The sequence below is a fragment of the Pseudomonas sp. URMO17WK12:I9 genome (assembly GCF_900230165.1).
Classification (GTDB): domain Bacteria; phylum Pseudomonadota; class Gammaproteobacteria; order Pseudomonadales; family Pseudomonadaceae; genus Aquipseudomonas; species Aquipseudomonas fulva.
Genome location: NZ_OCMQ01000001.1, coordinates 675195 through 692226, shown reverse-complemented (window position 1 = coordinate 692226; position 17032 = coordinate 675195). Strand labels below are relative to the sequence as shown.

Sequence of the window (17032 nt, the reverse complement as noted above, 5' to 3'; positions counted from 1 at the left end):
GCGGCCTATCGCGGCATGAATCTCCATGAACCCTCACCGCAATGGCCGCGTCACCTTGATATGCCGGGCATACCATGGCCGCTGCGGCACCTTGGGCCGTAACGCGGCGAAACGATCATCCTCGGCATAGATGATGCGCAGGGCCAGCTTCATGGTCTCCGGGTCCATCTCCACACTCCGCCCTGGGCGCAGCCCAGGCACTGTGGAGCATCCATGGGTATCAGGCCCCAGCCAGGGGTCGGCAACTTCCACCCATCGCCCCGGCGCGAACCAGGGCACGCCGTTGACGTCCAGGCGCCGCACTTCACCAGGATGAAGCCGTTCATGGGCCTGGAACCAGTCCTCGATGCGGTCGTCGATCCAGCCATGAAAGCGCCAGAACACCGGGTTCACATGGGATGAAAAAGGGTCGCCGAGAAAATCGTTCTCGGCGCCATACCAGCGTTGGGCATAGTCGTCGGGCGTGCGCGCCATCGGCACCGGCATGCCGTTGGCCGGATCGCGCGGCACCGAGGCCCAGCGCATGTGCAGCCAGTCATGCAAGCCCAGCTCCAGCTCTGAGCCAAACTGCCCCAAGGTCAAGGTACTGAGGTAATGCGGATCGCTGTAGCGCGACTCCCAGACCTGGAAGTTGCCGTAGAACGTGTCCGGGCTCTTGATGTCACGCACCCACTGGGTGTACTCCTCGTCATCATCGGCCAGCCATGTCGGCGGCAAGGCGTTGCCGTCATGGTTGTCGAAGTAGGCTGCGAACCCTACGCGGTCGCGCTCGAGCGCTGGCTGGGGCAAAGGAAAACGCGGCCACGACGGTAACGGCTCAATGGCCCTGGCGTTGCCCAGCATGTGCCGATGCATGAACAGAAAGTCCTCGCCGGAGCCGTTGCGGTCCTTGTGCCGGCCCCGTGCATCACGCTCGCGCGCCCTCGGCCCTGGCTGCCAGCCAAGCCCGCGCAACGCACCGCGCTTTTCGTCATCGAGCTTGTGCCACTTGTCCCGCGACGCATGCCAGAGCTGGTGAAACAGCCGGTGTTCCGGCGCGATCAGCTTCGCCAGCAACGGCGCCGACAATGGCGTGCGCTCCCGCGCTTCGGGGAACGTTCTTTTCAGCGCCAGGAAACGGTTGTCCTGCACGGGCAGCGCCAGTGGCCGCTCAAGCGCCGCCACGTGCCCGCTCAAGGTCGCAGGCCCTGCGTTGCCGTACGCCCCCCAGACCTCGTCAAGCACAACCTGGCACTCGTAGCGTGCCCCCAGGGGGTTGGCGTCTGTGGCCAACAGCCGCCAGCGCAGTGTCCCTGGTCGGTCGAGCAACAAGTCAGCCACCACCCGATAGCGTGGCTCCAGGGTGCTGCGCAAACGTTCAGAGGTGTCGAGATAGCCGCGCAACCCCCGCCCGCTCGAGGCCACATCCAGGAATAGCTCAAGCTCCCCTGACGGCATACCGGCGAGCCCGGCCTCGCGGCCTTGTGGTGTCCAGCGCCAGATACCGCGCAAGGTGTCGCCCAGCTGCCTGACAGGCGTATCGGCAAGTTCCACCACCGCCTCGCCGGGGGTCTCAGGGTATTGCTCTTCACTGGCTCGCCGCCGCTGCAGGTACCGCGCGCCTGGCACTGCCATACCCGTCAATGCCACACCGGCGATGAACCCGCGTCGAGAAATCGTCATTGCCCTACCTGTGCTTTCACTTCGGCCATGGAGCACGGCCCATCCAAGGCTAGGACGTGGCTCGGCGGGCGAAATTTAGCGCTGCAGTGCGCCCTGGCACCTGTCTTCAGCAACGGGCGGGCGCTTAAATTTCCGCTATCGCAGCTCGTTCCCTCCAGGTAGCGGCGGCATCCAAGCCCATCCCTCGACGGTGAACCTACTGAGACCAAGATGACGACACCACGCTGGAAAAAAGCCTTGTATATCAGCCTGGCCGCGGCCGTGACCGCCGGTGCCGGGTGGGCGGCCTGGGACTATCTCGACACGCCGTCAGGCTACCCCAGGGACGTCATGCGCCAGGCCAATGACCTGCAGGAACGCCTGCTTTCGTTCGACAGCCACATCACACTGCCGCTGACCTTCGGCACCGAAGGCAGCGAAGCCGACCAAGACGGTGCTGGTCGCTTCGACCTGAACAAAGCGGCGCGCGGGCGCCTGTCTGCCGCTGCCCTGACCATTTTCGCCTGGCCCGAATCCTGGACCGGCGACGATGGCCCACACCGCCCTACCCCCGGCTTCGTCGAGGCCGCCCGCCACACGCAAGAGGTGCGCTACAACGCCATCATGGGCATGGTCCGCGACTTCCCCGAACGGGTGGGCGTTGCCTATACCCCGCAGGACATGCGCAGGTTGCACGGCGAAGGCAAGTTTGCGGTGTTGCTCAGCATGCTCAATGCCTACGCACTGGGCGACGACCTGGACCAGCTGGACCGTTGGGCTGCGCGCGGCGTGCGCCTGTTCGGCTTCAGCTACGTGGGCAACAACAGCTGGGCCGACTCCTCGCGCCCGCTGCCCTTTTTCAATGACACCGTCGATGCACTCGAAGGCCTGTCATCCATCGGCAAGCAGGCAGTACAGCGCTTGAACGATCTGGGGGTGATCATCGACGTGTCGCAGATGTCCAGCCAGGCCCTGGCCCAGGTCGTGGCGCTCAGCCGGGCACCGGTGGTGGCGTCGCATTCGGCGCCCCGGGCGATGGTCGACATCCGCCGCAACCTGTCGGACAAGGAAATGCAACTGATCAAGGACAGCGGCGGTGTCATCCAGATCGTCGCCTTCTCCACCTACCTCAAGCCCTTGAGCAACAAAACCCAGGAGCGCCTCAACGCGCTGCGCAGCGACTATGCCCTGCCGCCCCTGGCTGACCTGAACTACGCCCTCATGCCGGGCGACCCCGTTATCGCGGGCTGGCCGGAACAGAAAGTGGGCCAGTACGCCAATGCGTTGTACGCCATTCTCGACGAAGAACCGCCAGCCACGCTCAAGGACTACGGCGACGCCATCGACTACGCGGTGCGCAAGGTCGGCATCGACCATGTAGGCCTGAGTTCGGACTTCAACGAAGGCGGTGGCATTGACGGCTGGCAGGACGCCAGCGAGGCCCGCAACGTCACGGCCGAACTGATTACACGAGGTTACTCCGAAGCTGACATCAGCAAGCTGTGGGGCGGCAATTTCCTGCGTGTCTGGCAGCAGGTGCAGGCGGCAGCGGCCCCTGGCGCCACCCCCTCACGATGATGATGCGAGCCCTCAGATGAACGACCGTCGCGCCTTTCTCAAGCAGGCCAGCCTGCTCGCTGCCAGCCTGCCACTGGCAAGCCATTTGATACCCGCCGCCCAGGCAGCGCCCACACGGGCCGCAGGCTCTGACGCCTGGGCGGGCTTTCGCAGCTTGTTCGACCTCGACCCAGCCTACGCCCACTTCGCCAACTTTCTGATCACCTCGCACCCAAAACCGGTACGCGACGCCATCGAGGCTCTGCGCGCGCAATTCGATCGGCACCCGGCCCGGCTGGTGGACTGGGATAGCCAGTCGGAATGGAAGCACGAAGCGCAGGTCCGCGAAGCGGCGGCCCGTTACCTGCAAGTCGCCCCACGGCAAATTGCCCTTACCGGCAGCACGACAGAGGGGTTGGGCCTAATCTACGGCGGGCTCAAGATAGCACCCGGGCAAGAGATCCTGACGACGGTGCACGAGCACTCGGCAGCGCGCCACACGTTGGACTTTCGCACCGCCCGCGATGGCACCCCGGTACGCCGGCTGCGCCTGTTCGACGAGCCGTGGAACCTGTCCAGCGACCAAGTGCTGAGCACCATCAAGGCGGCCATCAACCCCAAGACCCGCGTGCTGAGCATGACCTGGGTGCACTCGGGCAGTGGCGTGAAGCTGCCGGTGGGCGCCATCGGCGAACTGGTGCGCGAGGCCAACCGGGACCGCGCCGAGCATGAGCGCATCCTGTACGTCGTCGACGGCGTGCATGGCTTTGGTGTAGAGGACATGCACTTTGCCGAGCTCAACTGCGACTACTTCATTGCCGGCACGCACAAGTGGATGTTCGGCCCGCGCGGCACAGGGATCATCTGCGCGGCCAGCACCGCACTCGACAACCTGAACCCCCTCATCGCGACTTTTTCCGAAGATGAGGATTTCGCCACCACCTTCACCCCAGGCGGCTATCACGCCTTCGAGCACCGATGGGCGCTGGGCGCAGCCTTCGACTTGCACCTGCAGCACGGCAAGGCCGCCATACAGGCACGCATTCACGGCCTCAACGACTACCTCAAACAGCGGCTCGAAACGATGCCGGGCGTGCAACTGGTCACGCCGCGCAGCACTCGCCAATCGGCAGGTTTCACCTTCTTTCGGGTAGCCGACCAGGATGCCGACGAGGTCGCCGCCTACCTCAACAGCCAGCGCATCGTCGTCGATGCGGTGTCGCGCGACGTGGGCCCGGTGGTACGCACTGCACCGGGCCTGCTCAACACCGAAGCCGAAATCGACCGGCTGATCGCTGTGCTCACTCCACGCTTGCGCCGCTGAACCCCTCATGCAGACCATCGATCACGGACTTTTCACCATGCCCAACCTGCCTTGCGTTTCATTCAAGCCATTGTCCAGCACCCTGTACAGGCTCGGCACTGCCGCGCTGCTCGGCCTGCTGGCCAGCCCTGCCGTACACGCGGGCGAAGCGATCAAACCCGGTAGCGTTTTCAAGGACTGCCCACATTGCCCGGAAATGGTAGTGCTGCCCGCCGGCAGTTACCTGATGGGTACCCCGGAGGATGAAGTGGGTCGCGAATACGATGAGGGCCCGCAGCATACCGTGACCTTCGCCAAACCGTTCGCGGTGGGCCGCTTCCCGGTCACCGCAGGCGAGCTGGATGCGTACATCCGGGAAACCGGGGTCAAGATCGCCGATGGCGACACCCGTCCTGGCCGCTTCTGCAAGGCCAGCAAACCCACCTACAAGCAGGGCCCTCGCCAGCCGGCGGTGTGCATCAGCTGGTTCGACGCCGATGCGTATGCTCAATGGCTGACGAAAAAAACCGGGCACACTTACCGCCTGATCAGCGAGGCGCAGCGCGAATACGCCGCCCGGGCCGGCTCCACTGGCTCTTTCCCGTTCCCCTTCGACAACAACGACGAGAAGGCCTACAGCATCAGCCAGCACGCCAATACCTATGGCCCTGCCGATGGCTACTCCTACACCGCGCCCGTGGGCAGCTACCCGGCCAACGCCTTTGGCGTGTACGACATGCACGGCAATGTCTACGAGTGGACGGCCGACTGCCTGAACCCAGACTACGAAGGTGCGCCTGCCGATGGCAGCGCCTGGAAAACCGGCAACTGCGAGAAACGCGTCATGCGCGGCAACGACTGGGGAGAGGCCCCGGTGTTCTCGCGCTCGGGCAACCGCAACAACCGCTCGCCCGAGGTTCGCGGCGATTTCCTTGGTTTCCGAGTCGTCCGCGAACTCTGACAGCCCCACGCGATTGAGGAGAAACACATGACCCATCAACCTCGTGGCGCCGTCAGGGAACTGTTCGGCCTGCTCAAGCCGTTCTGGCCTCTGGTCACGGTTTGCATCGTCCTGGGCATGATCGGTGGCCTGAGCGTCACCGCTTTGCTGGCCACCATCAACAGCAGCTTGCACAGCGACGCCGGCCTGACACAGGGCGTGGTACTGGGCTTCGCTGGCCTGTGCCTGCTGGCCCTGCTCAGCTCGATTCTGTCCGACATGGGCACCAACTACGTAGGCCAACACGTCATCGCCACCTTGCGTCGTCAGCTGGGTGAGAAGGTGCTGGCCGCGCCCATCGACCAGATCGAGCGCTACCGCAGCCACCGGCTGATCCCGGTACTGACCCATGACGTGGACACCATCAGCGACTTCGCCTACGTCTTCGCCCCGCTGGCCATCTCGCTCACCGTGACGCTGGGGTGCCTGGGCTACCTGGCGCACCTGTCCTGGCAGATGTTCCTGGTGATCCTGGTGGCCATCGGTGTGGGCACCGTGCTGCAGTTCATCGCCCAGGCCAGAGGCATGCGGGGCTTCGAAGCCGCGCGGGAAGCCGAGGACGACTTGCAAAAACACTACAGTGCCATCGCCGAAGGGGCCAAGGAACTGCGCATTCACCGGCCGCGCCGCCAACGGATGTTCAGCCACGGCATCCGCGACACGGCCAATCGGATCTGCGCCACCCAGGTCCGCTCGATCAACACCTTCGTGATCGCCAAGACCCTGGGCTCGATGTTGTTCTTCGTGGTGATTGCGGTGGCGCTGGCCCTGCAATCGTACTGGCCCTCGGCGGACAAGAGCGTTACCAGCGGTTTCGTGCTGGTGCTGCTGTACATGAAAGGCCCGCTGGAGCACCTGATCAGCACCCTGCCAATCATCGGCAAGGCCCAGATCGCCTTTCGCCGTATTGCTGCGCTGTCGACGCAGTTCTCCTCGCCCGAACCACACCTGCTGCTGGACGACGCACGCAAACCAGCCATGGCCATGAACTTGCTAGAACTCAAGGACGTTCGCTACACCTTCCCTGCCGTGGAGGGCGCCGAGCCCTTCCAGTTCGGGCCGGTGAGCCTGCAGGTCCAGCAAGGCGACATCGTGTTCATCGTCGGTGAAAACGGCTGCGGCAAGACCACCCTGATCAAGCTGCTGCTGGGCCTGTATGCCCCGCAAGCCGGGAGCATCGTGCTCAACGGCCAGCCCGTGACGGCCCAGACCCGCGATGACTACCGCCAGCTGTTTACCACTATCTTCGCTGACTACTACCTGTTCGACGACGTGATCCAAGGCGATCAACCGCTACCCGATGACGCCGGGCGCTACCTCAGGCGCCTGGAGATCGACCACAAGGTGAGCATCCGCGACGGGGTGTTCAGCACCACCGACCTGTCCACCGGCCAGCGCAAGCGCCTGGCGCTGGTCAGCGCCTGGCTGGAGGAGCGTCCCGTACTGGTGTTCGATGAATGGGCCGCCGACCAGGATCCGACCTTCAGGCGGATCTTCTACACCGAGCTGCTGCCGGACCTGAAGCGGCTGGGCAAGACCATCATCGTGATCTCCCACGACGATCGCTACTTCGATATGGCCGACCACTTGGTGCGCCTGCACCGCGGCAAGATCGCGCCAGCACTCCACCCCGCCTGAAGCGTTGTAACCGGACTGAAATTTTTTCTTTCCGGTTTTCCTACGCTGGTGCGTCTCACTGAGCAACTAATACAAATCATTATCATTTAAATCTCCACCAGAGAGGATGTAATGCCAGCCCTTAGCACGCTCAACCCGATCACCCAAGCCTTCAGGCTTCACCGTGTCTTCCAGACGACGCTGCTCGGCTCGAGCCTGAGCATGGCGCTGTGCCTGCCGCTGTCGGCCCAGGTGATGGCCCAGGAAGTGGACGTGGACATTGCCGCCATGCCGCTCTCCGCTTCGCTGCAGGCGTTCGGTCGCCAGGCCGACCAGCAGGTGCTGTTCAGCCCCGATGATGTGCAAGGGCTCAACGGTCGAGCCGTCAAGGGCCACCTCACCGCGCAGCAGGCCCTGGCAACCTTGCTGGCAGGCACGGGGCTTGCGTACGACATCCAGGGCAACAGCGTGACCATTCACCGTCGTGGCAACGACACCAGCTCGCTGCAGCTGGACGCCACCACCGTGCAAAGCAACCTGGACGGTTCGAGCGAAGCCAGCCGTTCGTACACCGTCAACAGCAGCAGTGCGTCCACCAAGCTGCCCATGTCCCTGCGCGAAACCCCCCAGTCGGTCAGCGTCATGACCCGTCAACGCCTGCAAGACCAACAGCTGACCACCCTGAGTGACGTGCTCAAGCAGGCGCCGGGCCTGTCGGTGCAGAACATCGACAGTGAGCGGGTGAACATCTATTCGCGCGGCTATTCGATCGACAGCTACCAGTTCGACGGTATCCCCACGACCCTGATCGTGCAGACCAGTGCCAGCCCACAAAGCCTGATCGACACCTCGATTTATGATCGCGTCGAAATCGTGCGCGGCGCTACCGGCCTGATGACAGGCGCCGGTGACCCCTCGGGCAGCATCAACCTGGTCCGCAAGCGCCCGACCTCCACCTTCCAGGGCTCGATCACCGCCGGGGCGGGTTCCTGGGACACCTACCGCACCGAGGTGGACGTGTCCGGCCCCCTGACCGACGATGCCCGCCTGCGCGGTCGCACGGTCGTGGCGTACAAGCAGGGCAACAGCTACATCGACCACTACCAGCAGGAAAAACAGACCTACTACGGCATCCTCGAAGCCGACCTCACCGACAGCACCCTGTTGAGCGTGGGCGTGGACTACCAGAAGAACAACCCGCGTGGCGTATCGTTCGCCAGCTTCCCGCTGTTCTACAGCAATGGCGAACAGACCGACTTTTCCCGTTCGATCAACGCAGGTTCGCGCTGGAGCTACCGTAAGCAGAACACTCTTACCACCTTCGCCAACCTTGAGCAGAGCCTGGTCAACGACTGGAAGCTCAAGGTGGCGGTCAACAACATGTACAGTTCGCGCGACTATTCCCTGGCCTCGCTCAGCGGCGACTTCCCCGACAAGCAAACCGGCGAAGGGGCCTACCTGTACGGCGGCGACGGCTCAGGCTCGCAGCGCCAACTGGGCATCGACGCCTTGGTCCAGGGCCCCTTCCAGCTGTTGGGCCGCGAGCATGAGCTGGTGATCGGCTTGAGCGGTTCGGAATTCCACGACTACAGCGACCCGGCCGACGACGACCTGGAAGGCCGTCCGGCCAACATCTACACCTGGGACAACGACACCGAGCGCCCCCTTTCCGTGGGCAAGCTGATGAACGACGACACCACCGTGCGTCAGAACGCCGCGTACATGGTGGCGCGTTTCAAACCCACCGATGACCTGTCGCTGATCCTGGGCGCACGGGTGGGCGACTACAGCTACAAGAAAAAAACCGTGGCCAACCCGTCCTATCCGGGCCTGAACAGCCGCGCCTCCACCCGCGAGAGCGGTTTCGTCACCCCTTATGCAGGGGTGGTGTACGACCTTACCGACATCCACTCGCTTTACGCCAGCTACACCAAGATCTACAAGCCGCAGTCGATCCGCGATCAGGCAGGCAAGACCCTGGAATCGCGCGAAGGTGACAACTACGAAATTGGCCTGAAAAGCGAATTTCTGGATGGGCGGGTCAACACCGCCGTCGCCCTTTACGAAATCAAGCAGGACAACCTGGGCGTGGCCACCGGCGAAACCGTCGAAGGGACCATTCGTGAGTCGGCGTACCGCGCGGTGTCCGGCGCCAAGACCCGCGGCATCGACATGGAAATCTACGGCGAAGTCATGCCCGACTGGAACGTCAGCGCCAGCTACAGCCACAGCCTGACCAAGGACTCGGACCGCGAGCGCATCATGACCGAAGCGCCTGCCAACCTGGTCAAGCTCTGGACCACATACCGCCTGCCCGGCGATCTCAACCAGCTGACCGTGGGCGGCGGCATGAACTGGCAGAGCGGCCTGAGCCTGACCACCAGCCAGGGCAAGGCGACCCAGCAGCAATACGCTGTGTTCGACCTGATGGCACGCTACGACATCACCAAGGAACTGAGCGCCACCGTCAACGTGAACAACGTGTTCGACAAGAAGTACTTCAGCGCATTGGACCCCACGTTCTTCACCGGTTACTACGGTGAGCCCCGCAACGTGATGTTCACCACCCGGTACAGCTTCTAAAGCCCCTGTCTGTGACGACAAGCCGGCTCGGCGACTGAGCCGGCTTGCCTGCGAAGTGCAGGGAGGCAGCGCGACTCGAACGCTATCAAGCATCCAGTCACCTCCCCACGTATAAGATCGGTGATGCCGAAAAACTGCATTCACTGGCCATCGAGCGTGGGTTCAAGGTCTGGTGGCTACTGATCTACTTCATCGCCTCATTGCTCGCAGCTTCACCCTTGATTTCGACCGGCCCTAGGGCTTTCCTGCTCGGTTTATGTGGTTGGCTGCAGTCACCACTCCCTGTGGCGGCTTGTATGACTACCTGGCATTGCGGGATTTCATCAAGATCACCCGCGCACAAGCCTTAGTTAAGAATCAGAAAAAGCACACACCTACTCTCCAAGTTGGTCGCACTACATAGGCCTGGATGTGTGTGTGCTCTGTTACGGTAACGGCACGCGAGGACTATTACGCTCGTCCACCGACCGCGCTCAACCACGCCCCCACATCCCGATAAATCCCCCCGACCTGCCCCACCAACCCCGACATCCGCAAAAAGTCATGGCTAAGCCCCTGCGCCCGCACAAAGGTCACCGGCGTCCCGCTTGCCTGCAACCTGTCGCGATACGCTAGGCCTTCATCGTGCAATGGGTCGTACTCCGCTACCCACAGGTAGGCCGGCGCCAGCGGCGTGTCCACTTGGGCCAGCAGCGGTGAAGCGCGCCAGTCCAGGCGCTGTTCGGGCAGCGGTGCGTAATGCTGGTAGAACCACGCCAGCGTCTCGGTCTCCAGCAAATAGCCTTCGGCATGCTGGCGGTGGGAGTCGCGCAGGCACGACAGGTCGGTGACCGGGTAGAACAGTAACTGCGCCAACGGCTTGATCGCCAGCGTTTCAGGGGCCTTGACCGCAGTGATGGCCAGGACGGTCGCAAGGCTTGCGCCGACGCTGTCGCCGGCAAACACCACCCGGCGGTTGTCCAGCCCAAGGGCCAGGGCGTGCTCGGCCAGCCAGTTGGCGGCATCGAGCGCGTCGTTCACAGGGACCGGAAAACGGTGCTCCGGCGCCAGTCGGTAATCCGGGGCGAGCACTGCGAAGTCGCCCATGCTCGCCAGGCGCCGGCACACCGAGTCGTGCGAGTCGAGGCTGCCGACCACATAGCCGCCGCCGTGCAGGTAGAGGATCACCGGTTGCGGTGCAGCTGCAGGCTGCCCGTTGCGGTAGAGCCGAGCGGGCAGCTGGGCGCCGTCGCGGGTCGGGATGCTCAGTTCGCTGACACTCAGGTCACCGGGCGGGCTGGGGTCGAGCACTTGCGAGCTGGCGGCGAATTCGGCGCGGGCCTGGGCCACGTCCATCGCGTGCATGGGCTGGCTCTTGCCGGTCAGCCTGCCGAATTCGACCAGTTCCAGAAACGCTGCCAGGTCAGGGTGCAATGCCATGTTCGATCCTTACTTGAAAATCAGTGACAGGGCGCGTCACGCGCGCCCTTGGGTTTCGGTGGTCGTGTCCAGGCACTCGCACACCTCGCGCAGCAGCTGGGGCTGCTTGAGGATCTCGAAGTGCGAGGCGTGGATGAGCGTTGCATCGTCCTGGCTGAACCGCCGTTGATAAGCTTGAGCCGGTGCGCGGTACCCGTCCTCTGCCCACCAGAAGCTGGCCGGGCACTCGATGGCGGGCAGCGGCGCAAGGCGTCGCGACAGCGCCTTCAGGCGCAGCGCCACCGTAAAGGCATGCACCAGTTCCTCGGCAGCGAAGCGCGGTGAATCACCGCTGCCCAGCACGTGGGCCTGCACTTGCGCTACCAGCGCTTCAAGGGCCGGGTGGGAGCCGTCGTCAGACAGGTCGAACGCCGGCAGGCTTTCGGGCGGCTGGTCGAGGATGATGGACAAGAAGTTGCGCAGCTCTTCGGTCAGGTCGTCTTCCGGCCCGTGGTCACCGGGCACGAAGCTGTCCACCAGCCCAACGAAGTGCACGCACTGGCCCTGCCCTTCCAGCACACGGGCCACCAGCAGCGCCAACGGCCCGCCCAGCGACCAGCCCAGCAAGTGGTACGGCCCTTGTGATTGCTGTTCGCGGATGAACCCTGCGTAGTCCTGGGCCATGGCTTCCAGCGAGCTGTCCTGCCAGTGCTTGTCCAGCAGCATCCTGCACTGCACGCCGATGACCTGGCGCACCCCGTCCAGCCGTCGCGCCAGAGGCTCATAGTCGAACACGGTGCCGAACCCTGCGTGAAGACAGAACAGGGGCTCGCACTGCGCGACCGGACCATTGAGCGGCAGCAGCGGTGAAAGCACTGCCACGGCGTCGTCCACGTAACCGGACAACTCGGCGATGGTGGGTTTGCTCATCATGTCGCGCAGCTTCAGCTCAACGCCCAACGCCGGTTGATTGCGCACCTTGGACAGCACCTTCAGGGTGCGCAAGGAATCGCCGCCCAGCTCGAAGAAGTTGTCCGTCACCCCAACCTGCTCCAGCTCCAGCACCTCTTGCCAGATCGCGGCAAGGCCGGCTTCGAGGGCGTTGCGCGGCGCCACGTACTCGCGACCCTTGAAGGACGGGTCTGGCAGCGCCTTGCGGTCAACCTTGCCGTTGGGGCTCAGCGGCAGGTGCTCCAGCACCAGGATCTGGCTGGGCACCATGTAGTCAGGCAAGCCCTGTTGCAATACCATGCGCAGCGCCTCGCCTTGTAGTGCCGGGCTGCTGGTGGCCACATAACCGATCAGTTGCTTGCCGCCTTCGGTGTCACGGGCCACGACGACCGCATCGCGCACCTGGGGTTGGCTGCGCAAGCGGGCCTCGATTTCGCCCAGCTCGATACGAAAGCCCCGGATCTTGACCTGATGATCCAGGCGGCCAAGGAAGTCGATCACCCCGTCTGCCCGGCGGCGCACCAGGTCGCCGGTGCGGTACAGGCGCGCACCCTTGCCACTGGGGTCGGCCACGAATCGCTCGGCCGTCAGGCCTGGTCGAGCATGGTAGCCCCGCGCAAGCCCTTGCCCGCCGATGTACAACTCACCTGGCACGCCGTCGGGCAATGGGTTAAGGCCGGCATCGAGAATGTGCAGGGTACGCTCACCCACCCGTGTGCCAATCGGCGCATAGGCCGCCTCGCAGCGCTGGTCGGTATCGACCACCCACAGCAACGGTGTGACCACCGTCTCGGTGGGGCCGTAGCCATTGGTCAGCAGCCTTGGACGCAGGGTGCGCTTGACCAATTCGAAGTTGGCATCGGCCACGGCGTCGCCGCCAAAGCAGTAGATCTGCACCGGTGGCGGGTTATCGAAGGCCTGGCCGTATTCGGCCAACTGTTGCAGGTACGCAGGCGGGAAACAGGCGATGGTGATGGCCTGCTCATGCAGCACCTGCCAGGTTTCCTCGGGCGTCCACAGACGGTTGTCGCGCACCACCAGCTGACCACCGGCCGCCAGGGTGGACAGCCACCGCTCCTGGGCGCCATCGAAGGCGAACGACATGAACAGCAACTCGCGGGTCGCCTCGCTCATCCCATAGCGCTTGATGATGGCCTGGCAGTGCATGGCCAGCGGCCCGCGGGCGACCGCAACGCCTTTGGGCTTGCCCAACGAACCGGAGGTGTAGATCAGGTACGCCAGGTTGTCTTCGTCGATCACCACCGCCGGCAGGGCGACCTGCGCCTGCACCGGCGCGAGCGATTCGAGCAGCAGCGTGTCGACACCTTCGGCGCTTGGCAAACGTTCGCTGACGCTAGCCTGGCTGATGAGCAGCCGCATGGCTGAGTCCTCGATGATCCACTGCACCCGCTCGCGCGGGTAATCGATGTCGACAGGCACATACGCAGCGCCGGTCTTGAGCACCGCATAGAAGGCCACGATCATGTCTACCGAGCGCTCCAGCGCCACCCCGACACGTACCTCCGGGGCAGCACCGGCGTCGATCAGGGCCACGGCCAGGCGGTTGGCGCGCGCTTCAAGCTCGGCATACGTCAGGGACTGCCCGGCGCAGCTGACCGCCACCTGCTGACCACGGGCCTGTACATGCCCGGCGATGCGCTGCAGCAGCGGCGTGCGGGTCGGGTTGGCGACCAGCCGGTCGGCCTCGGCCTGCTGCCGCTCAGCGTCGGCATCGAGCATGGGCAGGCTGCCGATGGCGGCCAGTGGGTCGCCAAGCAGCGCTTGGAGCAAGCGCTCGAAGCTGCGCCTAATGCCCTGGCAGGCAGCGTGGCTGAAGCGGCTGCGCCAGTACAGGAACTCGATGCTCAAGGTGTCATCCAGGTGCACGGCAAGGTCCATGGCATAGTTGGTCACGTCGCGGCCTTCGCTGGCGCCGAAGCGCAAGCCGTCTTCGCCGGCGTCTTGCAGGCGCTCGTCCAGGGGATAGTTCTCGAACACCACGATGCTGTCGAATAACGCCTGTCCGCTTTGCCCGGACCAACGCTGTACATCGGCCAAAGACACGTGCTCGTAGTCGCGCACCTGCACGTTGTAGTCCTGCAGGGCCTGCAACCACTGCCCCACCCGCTGTTCGGGCAGAGGCGCCTGGATGATCGGCAGCGTGTTGATGAACAAGCCCAGCATGTCTTCAGCACCCGGCAGGTTTGCCGGACGACCGGCGACGGTTGCGCCGAAGCACACGCGCGCTTGCCCGGTGTAGCGTTGCAGCAGCAGCAGCCAGGCTGCCTGGATCAGCGTGTTGGGTGTGACCCGCAGGCGCTGGGCCTGATCACGCAGTTGCCGGGTTTGCGCGGCGTCCCAGTTCAAGTACAGCGCGTCGTAGCCGTCGGCCTCGGCGACGGGCGCTGGATGCAACCCGGTGGCCAGCAGGGTGGGCCCTTCGAGCCCGGCCAGCTTGTCTTTCCAGAAGTGTTCCATCTGCGCCTGGGGCTGGGCGGCCAGCCAGGCGATGTAGTCGCGGTAGCTGCCGCGTTTGCCGGGCAGTGCTTGTCCACCGTACACGGCGAACACCTCACCCAGCAGGCGTGAGTGGCTCCAGCCGTCCATGAGGATGTGGTGGCTGCTCCAGATCAGTTGCTGGCGCCCCTCATCCAGGCGCACCAGGGTCAGGCCCATCAAGGGCGGCTGCAGCAGGTCGAAGCCGCGGGCGTAGTCCTGCTCGGCCAGGCCTTGCAGGTCGGCGGCGCTGACCGGGCGGCCCCGCCAGTCGAGCTCGCGCACACGCAGGTCGGCACGCTTGGCCACCCATTGCAATGGCTCGTTGAGGTGGCTTTCGGTCCAGAACCCGGTGCGCAGAATTTCATGGCGATCGACCATGTGCTGCCAGGCCGCGAGGAAGCGGGCGTTATCCAACCCTTGTACCTGCACGCTGGTTTGGCTGACGTACAGCCCCTGCTGAGCGGCTTCGAGGGTGTGGAACAGGATGCCCTGCTGCATCGGCGACAGCGGGTACAGGTCTTCGACAGCCTCGGCCGGTACCGGCAAACGGTCCAGCTGTGCTTGGCTCAGCCCCGCGAGCGGGAAGTCGGACGGGGTCAGGCAGAGGTGTTCCAAGGCCAGGCAGTGCTCAACGACCGTACGCAGCTCGCTCACGTAGGCATGCGCCAGGTGCTCGATGATGCCCGCGGCGAACCGCTGGCGGCTGAAGGTGAAGTCCAGCTTCAGGGCGCCTTCGAACACCTGCCCGTTGATGGTCAGGGCATTGCCCAGCGGCGCCTGATCACTGACCTGGCGCCCGCCGCTTTCCGCGGCCGGGGCGAACAGCGCATCGTCCTCACCGGCGGCGCTGGCGCTGAACTGGCCCAGGTAGTTGAAGGTGATGCGTGGCTGCGACAGGCCGGTCAATACCTGGCGGGTAGCCGTATCGCCCAGATAACGCAGCACACCAAAGCCAATGCCTTTGTCCGGGATGGCGCGCAGGTGTTCCTTGACCTGCTTGATGGTGTCCCCCACTGGCCCCGCCACCGGCAGTCTCACCGGGAACAGGCTGGTGAACCAGCCTACGGTACGGGTGAGGTCGACGTCGTCGAACAGCGCCTCGCGGCCGTGGCCTTCCAGCTCGATCAATGCCGCGTGCTCGCCCGTCCAGTGGCAGATCACCCGCGCCAGGGCGGTCAGCAGCAGGTCGTTGACCTGGGTGCGGTAAGCGGCCGGCGCCTGCTGAAGCAGTTGTCGGGTCAGCGCTGCATCCAGTTCAACCTGCACGGTATGGGCGTCGGTCACCTGCTGGCTGCCTTGGGCATCTTCGCCAGGCAGCGTCTGGGCAGAGCCCTGCAGTTGGGCCTGCCAGTAGCTCAGTTGCTGGCGCAGGGTTTCGCTTTGGGCGTGGGCTTGCAGGCGTTCGGCCCAGGCCTTGTAGGCGCTGGTCTTGGCCGGCAGGCTGAGCGGCTGCCCAGTCAGGCACTGCTGGTAAGCCTGTTGCAGGTCCTCGAACAGAATGCGCCACGACACGCCATCGACCACCAGGTGATGGATCACCAGCAGCAAGCGCTGGCTGCCGTCGGCCAAGGTGGCCAGCACCGCGCGCAGCAGCGGGCCGTCGGCCAGGTCCAGGCTGCGCTGGGCATCGTCGCACAGGGCAGTGAGTGCCTGGGCATCGGTCACCTCGCGTTGCCACAGCAGCGCCTGGGCGTTGTCGCCGTGGCAGGCCTGCCAACCCTGATCGCCTTCACTGAAGCGCAGGCGCAGGGCATCGTGATGGTGCACCAACGCCTGCAACGCTTGCTCGAGCGCAGCCCCGTGAAGCGGCGCGCTCGGCACCAGCAGCACCGACTGGTTCCAGTGGTGACGCTGGGCAATGACCTCGCTGAAGAAGCTGTGCTGCACCGGCAACAACGGCGTGGTGCCGGTGACCGCACCCTGATCGATCTGCAAGGCTGTGCCTGCCGTGCCAACGACCTGGGCCAAGGCCCGGAGGGTCTGGTGCTGGAACAACGCTTTCGGGGTCAGGTGCAGCCCCAGCTGCCGCGCTCGGCTGACCACCTGGATGGAGATGATCGAGTCACCGCCCAGCTCGAAGAAGTTGTCGTCCACTCCGACCCGCTCAAGCTTCAGCACATCTTGCCAGACTGTGGCCAACTGCTGTTCGAGCGCTGTCTGCGGGGCGACGAAAGCATGGCTGCTGGCAGCCTCGGGCTGGGGCAGCGCCTTGCGGTCGATCTTGCCGCTCAGGCTCAATGGCAGGCCGTCGAGCACCATCAGGTGAGCCGGCACCATATAGTCCGGCAGGCTCGCCTTGAGCGCTTCGCGCAGCGTGGCCACGGCCACCTGCGTGACCACATAGCCCACCAGTTGCGGCCCACTGGGGCCAGGCTGCGCCATGACCAGCGCCTCGCTGACACCGGCCTGGGCCAGCAGGCAAGTCTCGATCTCGCCCAGCTCGATGCGGAAGCCACGGATCTTCACCTGATGGTCCACCCGGC

At 64.5% G+C, this 17032-nt stretch carries 8 protein-coding genes; 5 read left to right on the top strand and 3 right to left on the bottom strand.

Annotated elements, in window-relative coordinates; translation table 11 throughout:
- Positions 1-33: 33 nt before the first annotated feature.
- The gene (locus CRP40_RS03035) at positions 34-1662 is read right to left on the bottom strand and encodes a hypothetical protein (protein WP_027916310.1); all 1629 of its coding nucleotides are present in this window, start codon (positions 1660-1662) and stop codon (positions 34-36) included.
- A 210-nt stretch (positions 1663-1872) separates the two neighbouring features.
- Here CRP40_RS03035 and CRP40_RS03030 point away from each other — a divergent pair, with 210 nt between their 5' ends.
- The 5 genes from CRP40_RS03030 (at position 1873) to CRP40_RS03010 (ending at position 9701) form a co-directional block, all read left to right on the top strand.
- Positions 1873-3219, top strand: a complete 1347-nt coding sequence (locus CRP40_RS03030) for a dipeptidase (RefSeq protein ID WP_027916311.1) — start codon at positions 1873-1875, stop codon at positions 3217-3219.
- Between the two features lie 16 nt (positions 3220-3235).
- Positions 3236-4522: an aminotransferase class V-fold PLP-dependent enzyme gene (locus CRP40_RS03025; RefSeq protein ID WP_027916312.1), complete on the top strand. Its 1287-nt coding sequence runs from the start codon at positions 3236-3238 to the stop codon at positions 4520-4522.
- Between the two features lie 37 nt (positions 4523-4559).
- Positions 4560-5462, top strand: a complete 903-nt coding sequence (locus CRP40_RS03020) for a formylglycine-generating enzyme family protein (protein ID WP_033695174.1) — start codon at positions 4560-4562, stop codon at positions 5460-5462.
- 27 nt (positions 5463-5489) lie between these two features.
- Positions 5490-7139, top strand: coding sequence for a cyclic peptide export ABC transporter (locus CRP40_RS03015; RefSeq protein WP_027916314.1), 1650 nt, complete (start codon positions 5490-5492; stop codon positions 7137-7139).
- Between the two features lie 111 nt (positions 7140-7250).
- Positions 7251-9701 carry a TonB-dependent receptor gene (locus CRP40_RS03010; protein ID WP_033695166.1) on the top strand — a complete coding sequence of 817 codons (2451 nt, stop codon included), beginning with the start codon at positions 7251-7253 and terminating at the stop codon, positions 9699-9701.
- Between the two features lie 450 nt (positions 9702-10151).
- Here the strand turns inward: CRP40_RS03010 and CRP40_RS03005 are convergent, their stop codons facing one another.
- Both CRP40_RS03005 and CRP40_RS03000 read right to left on the bottom strand, forming a co-directional pair.
- On the bottom strand, positions 10152-11120 hold the full coding sequence (locus tag CRP40_RS03005) for an alpha/beta hydrolase (RefSeq protein ID WP_027916316.1): 969 nt from the start codon (positions 11118-11120) through the stop codon (positions 10152-10154).
- Positions 11121-11156: 36 nt separating this feature from the next.
- Entirely contained in the window at positions 11157-17027 is a 5871-nt protein-coding gene (locus CRP40_RS03000; protein WP_050587363.1) for a non-ribosomal peptide synthetase, read from the bottom strand.
- Positions 17028-17032: the final 5 nt, after the last annotated feature.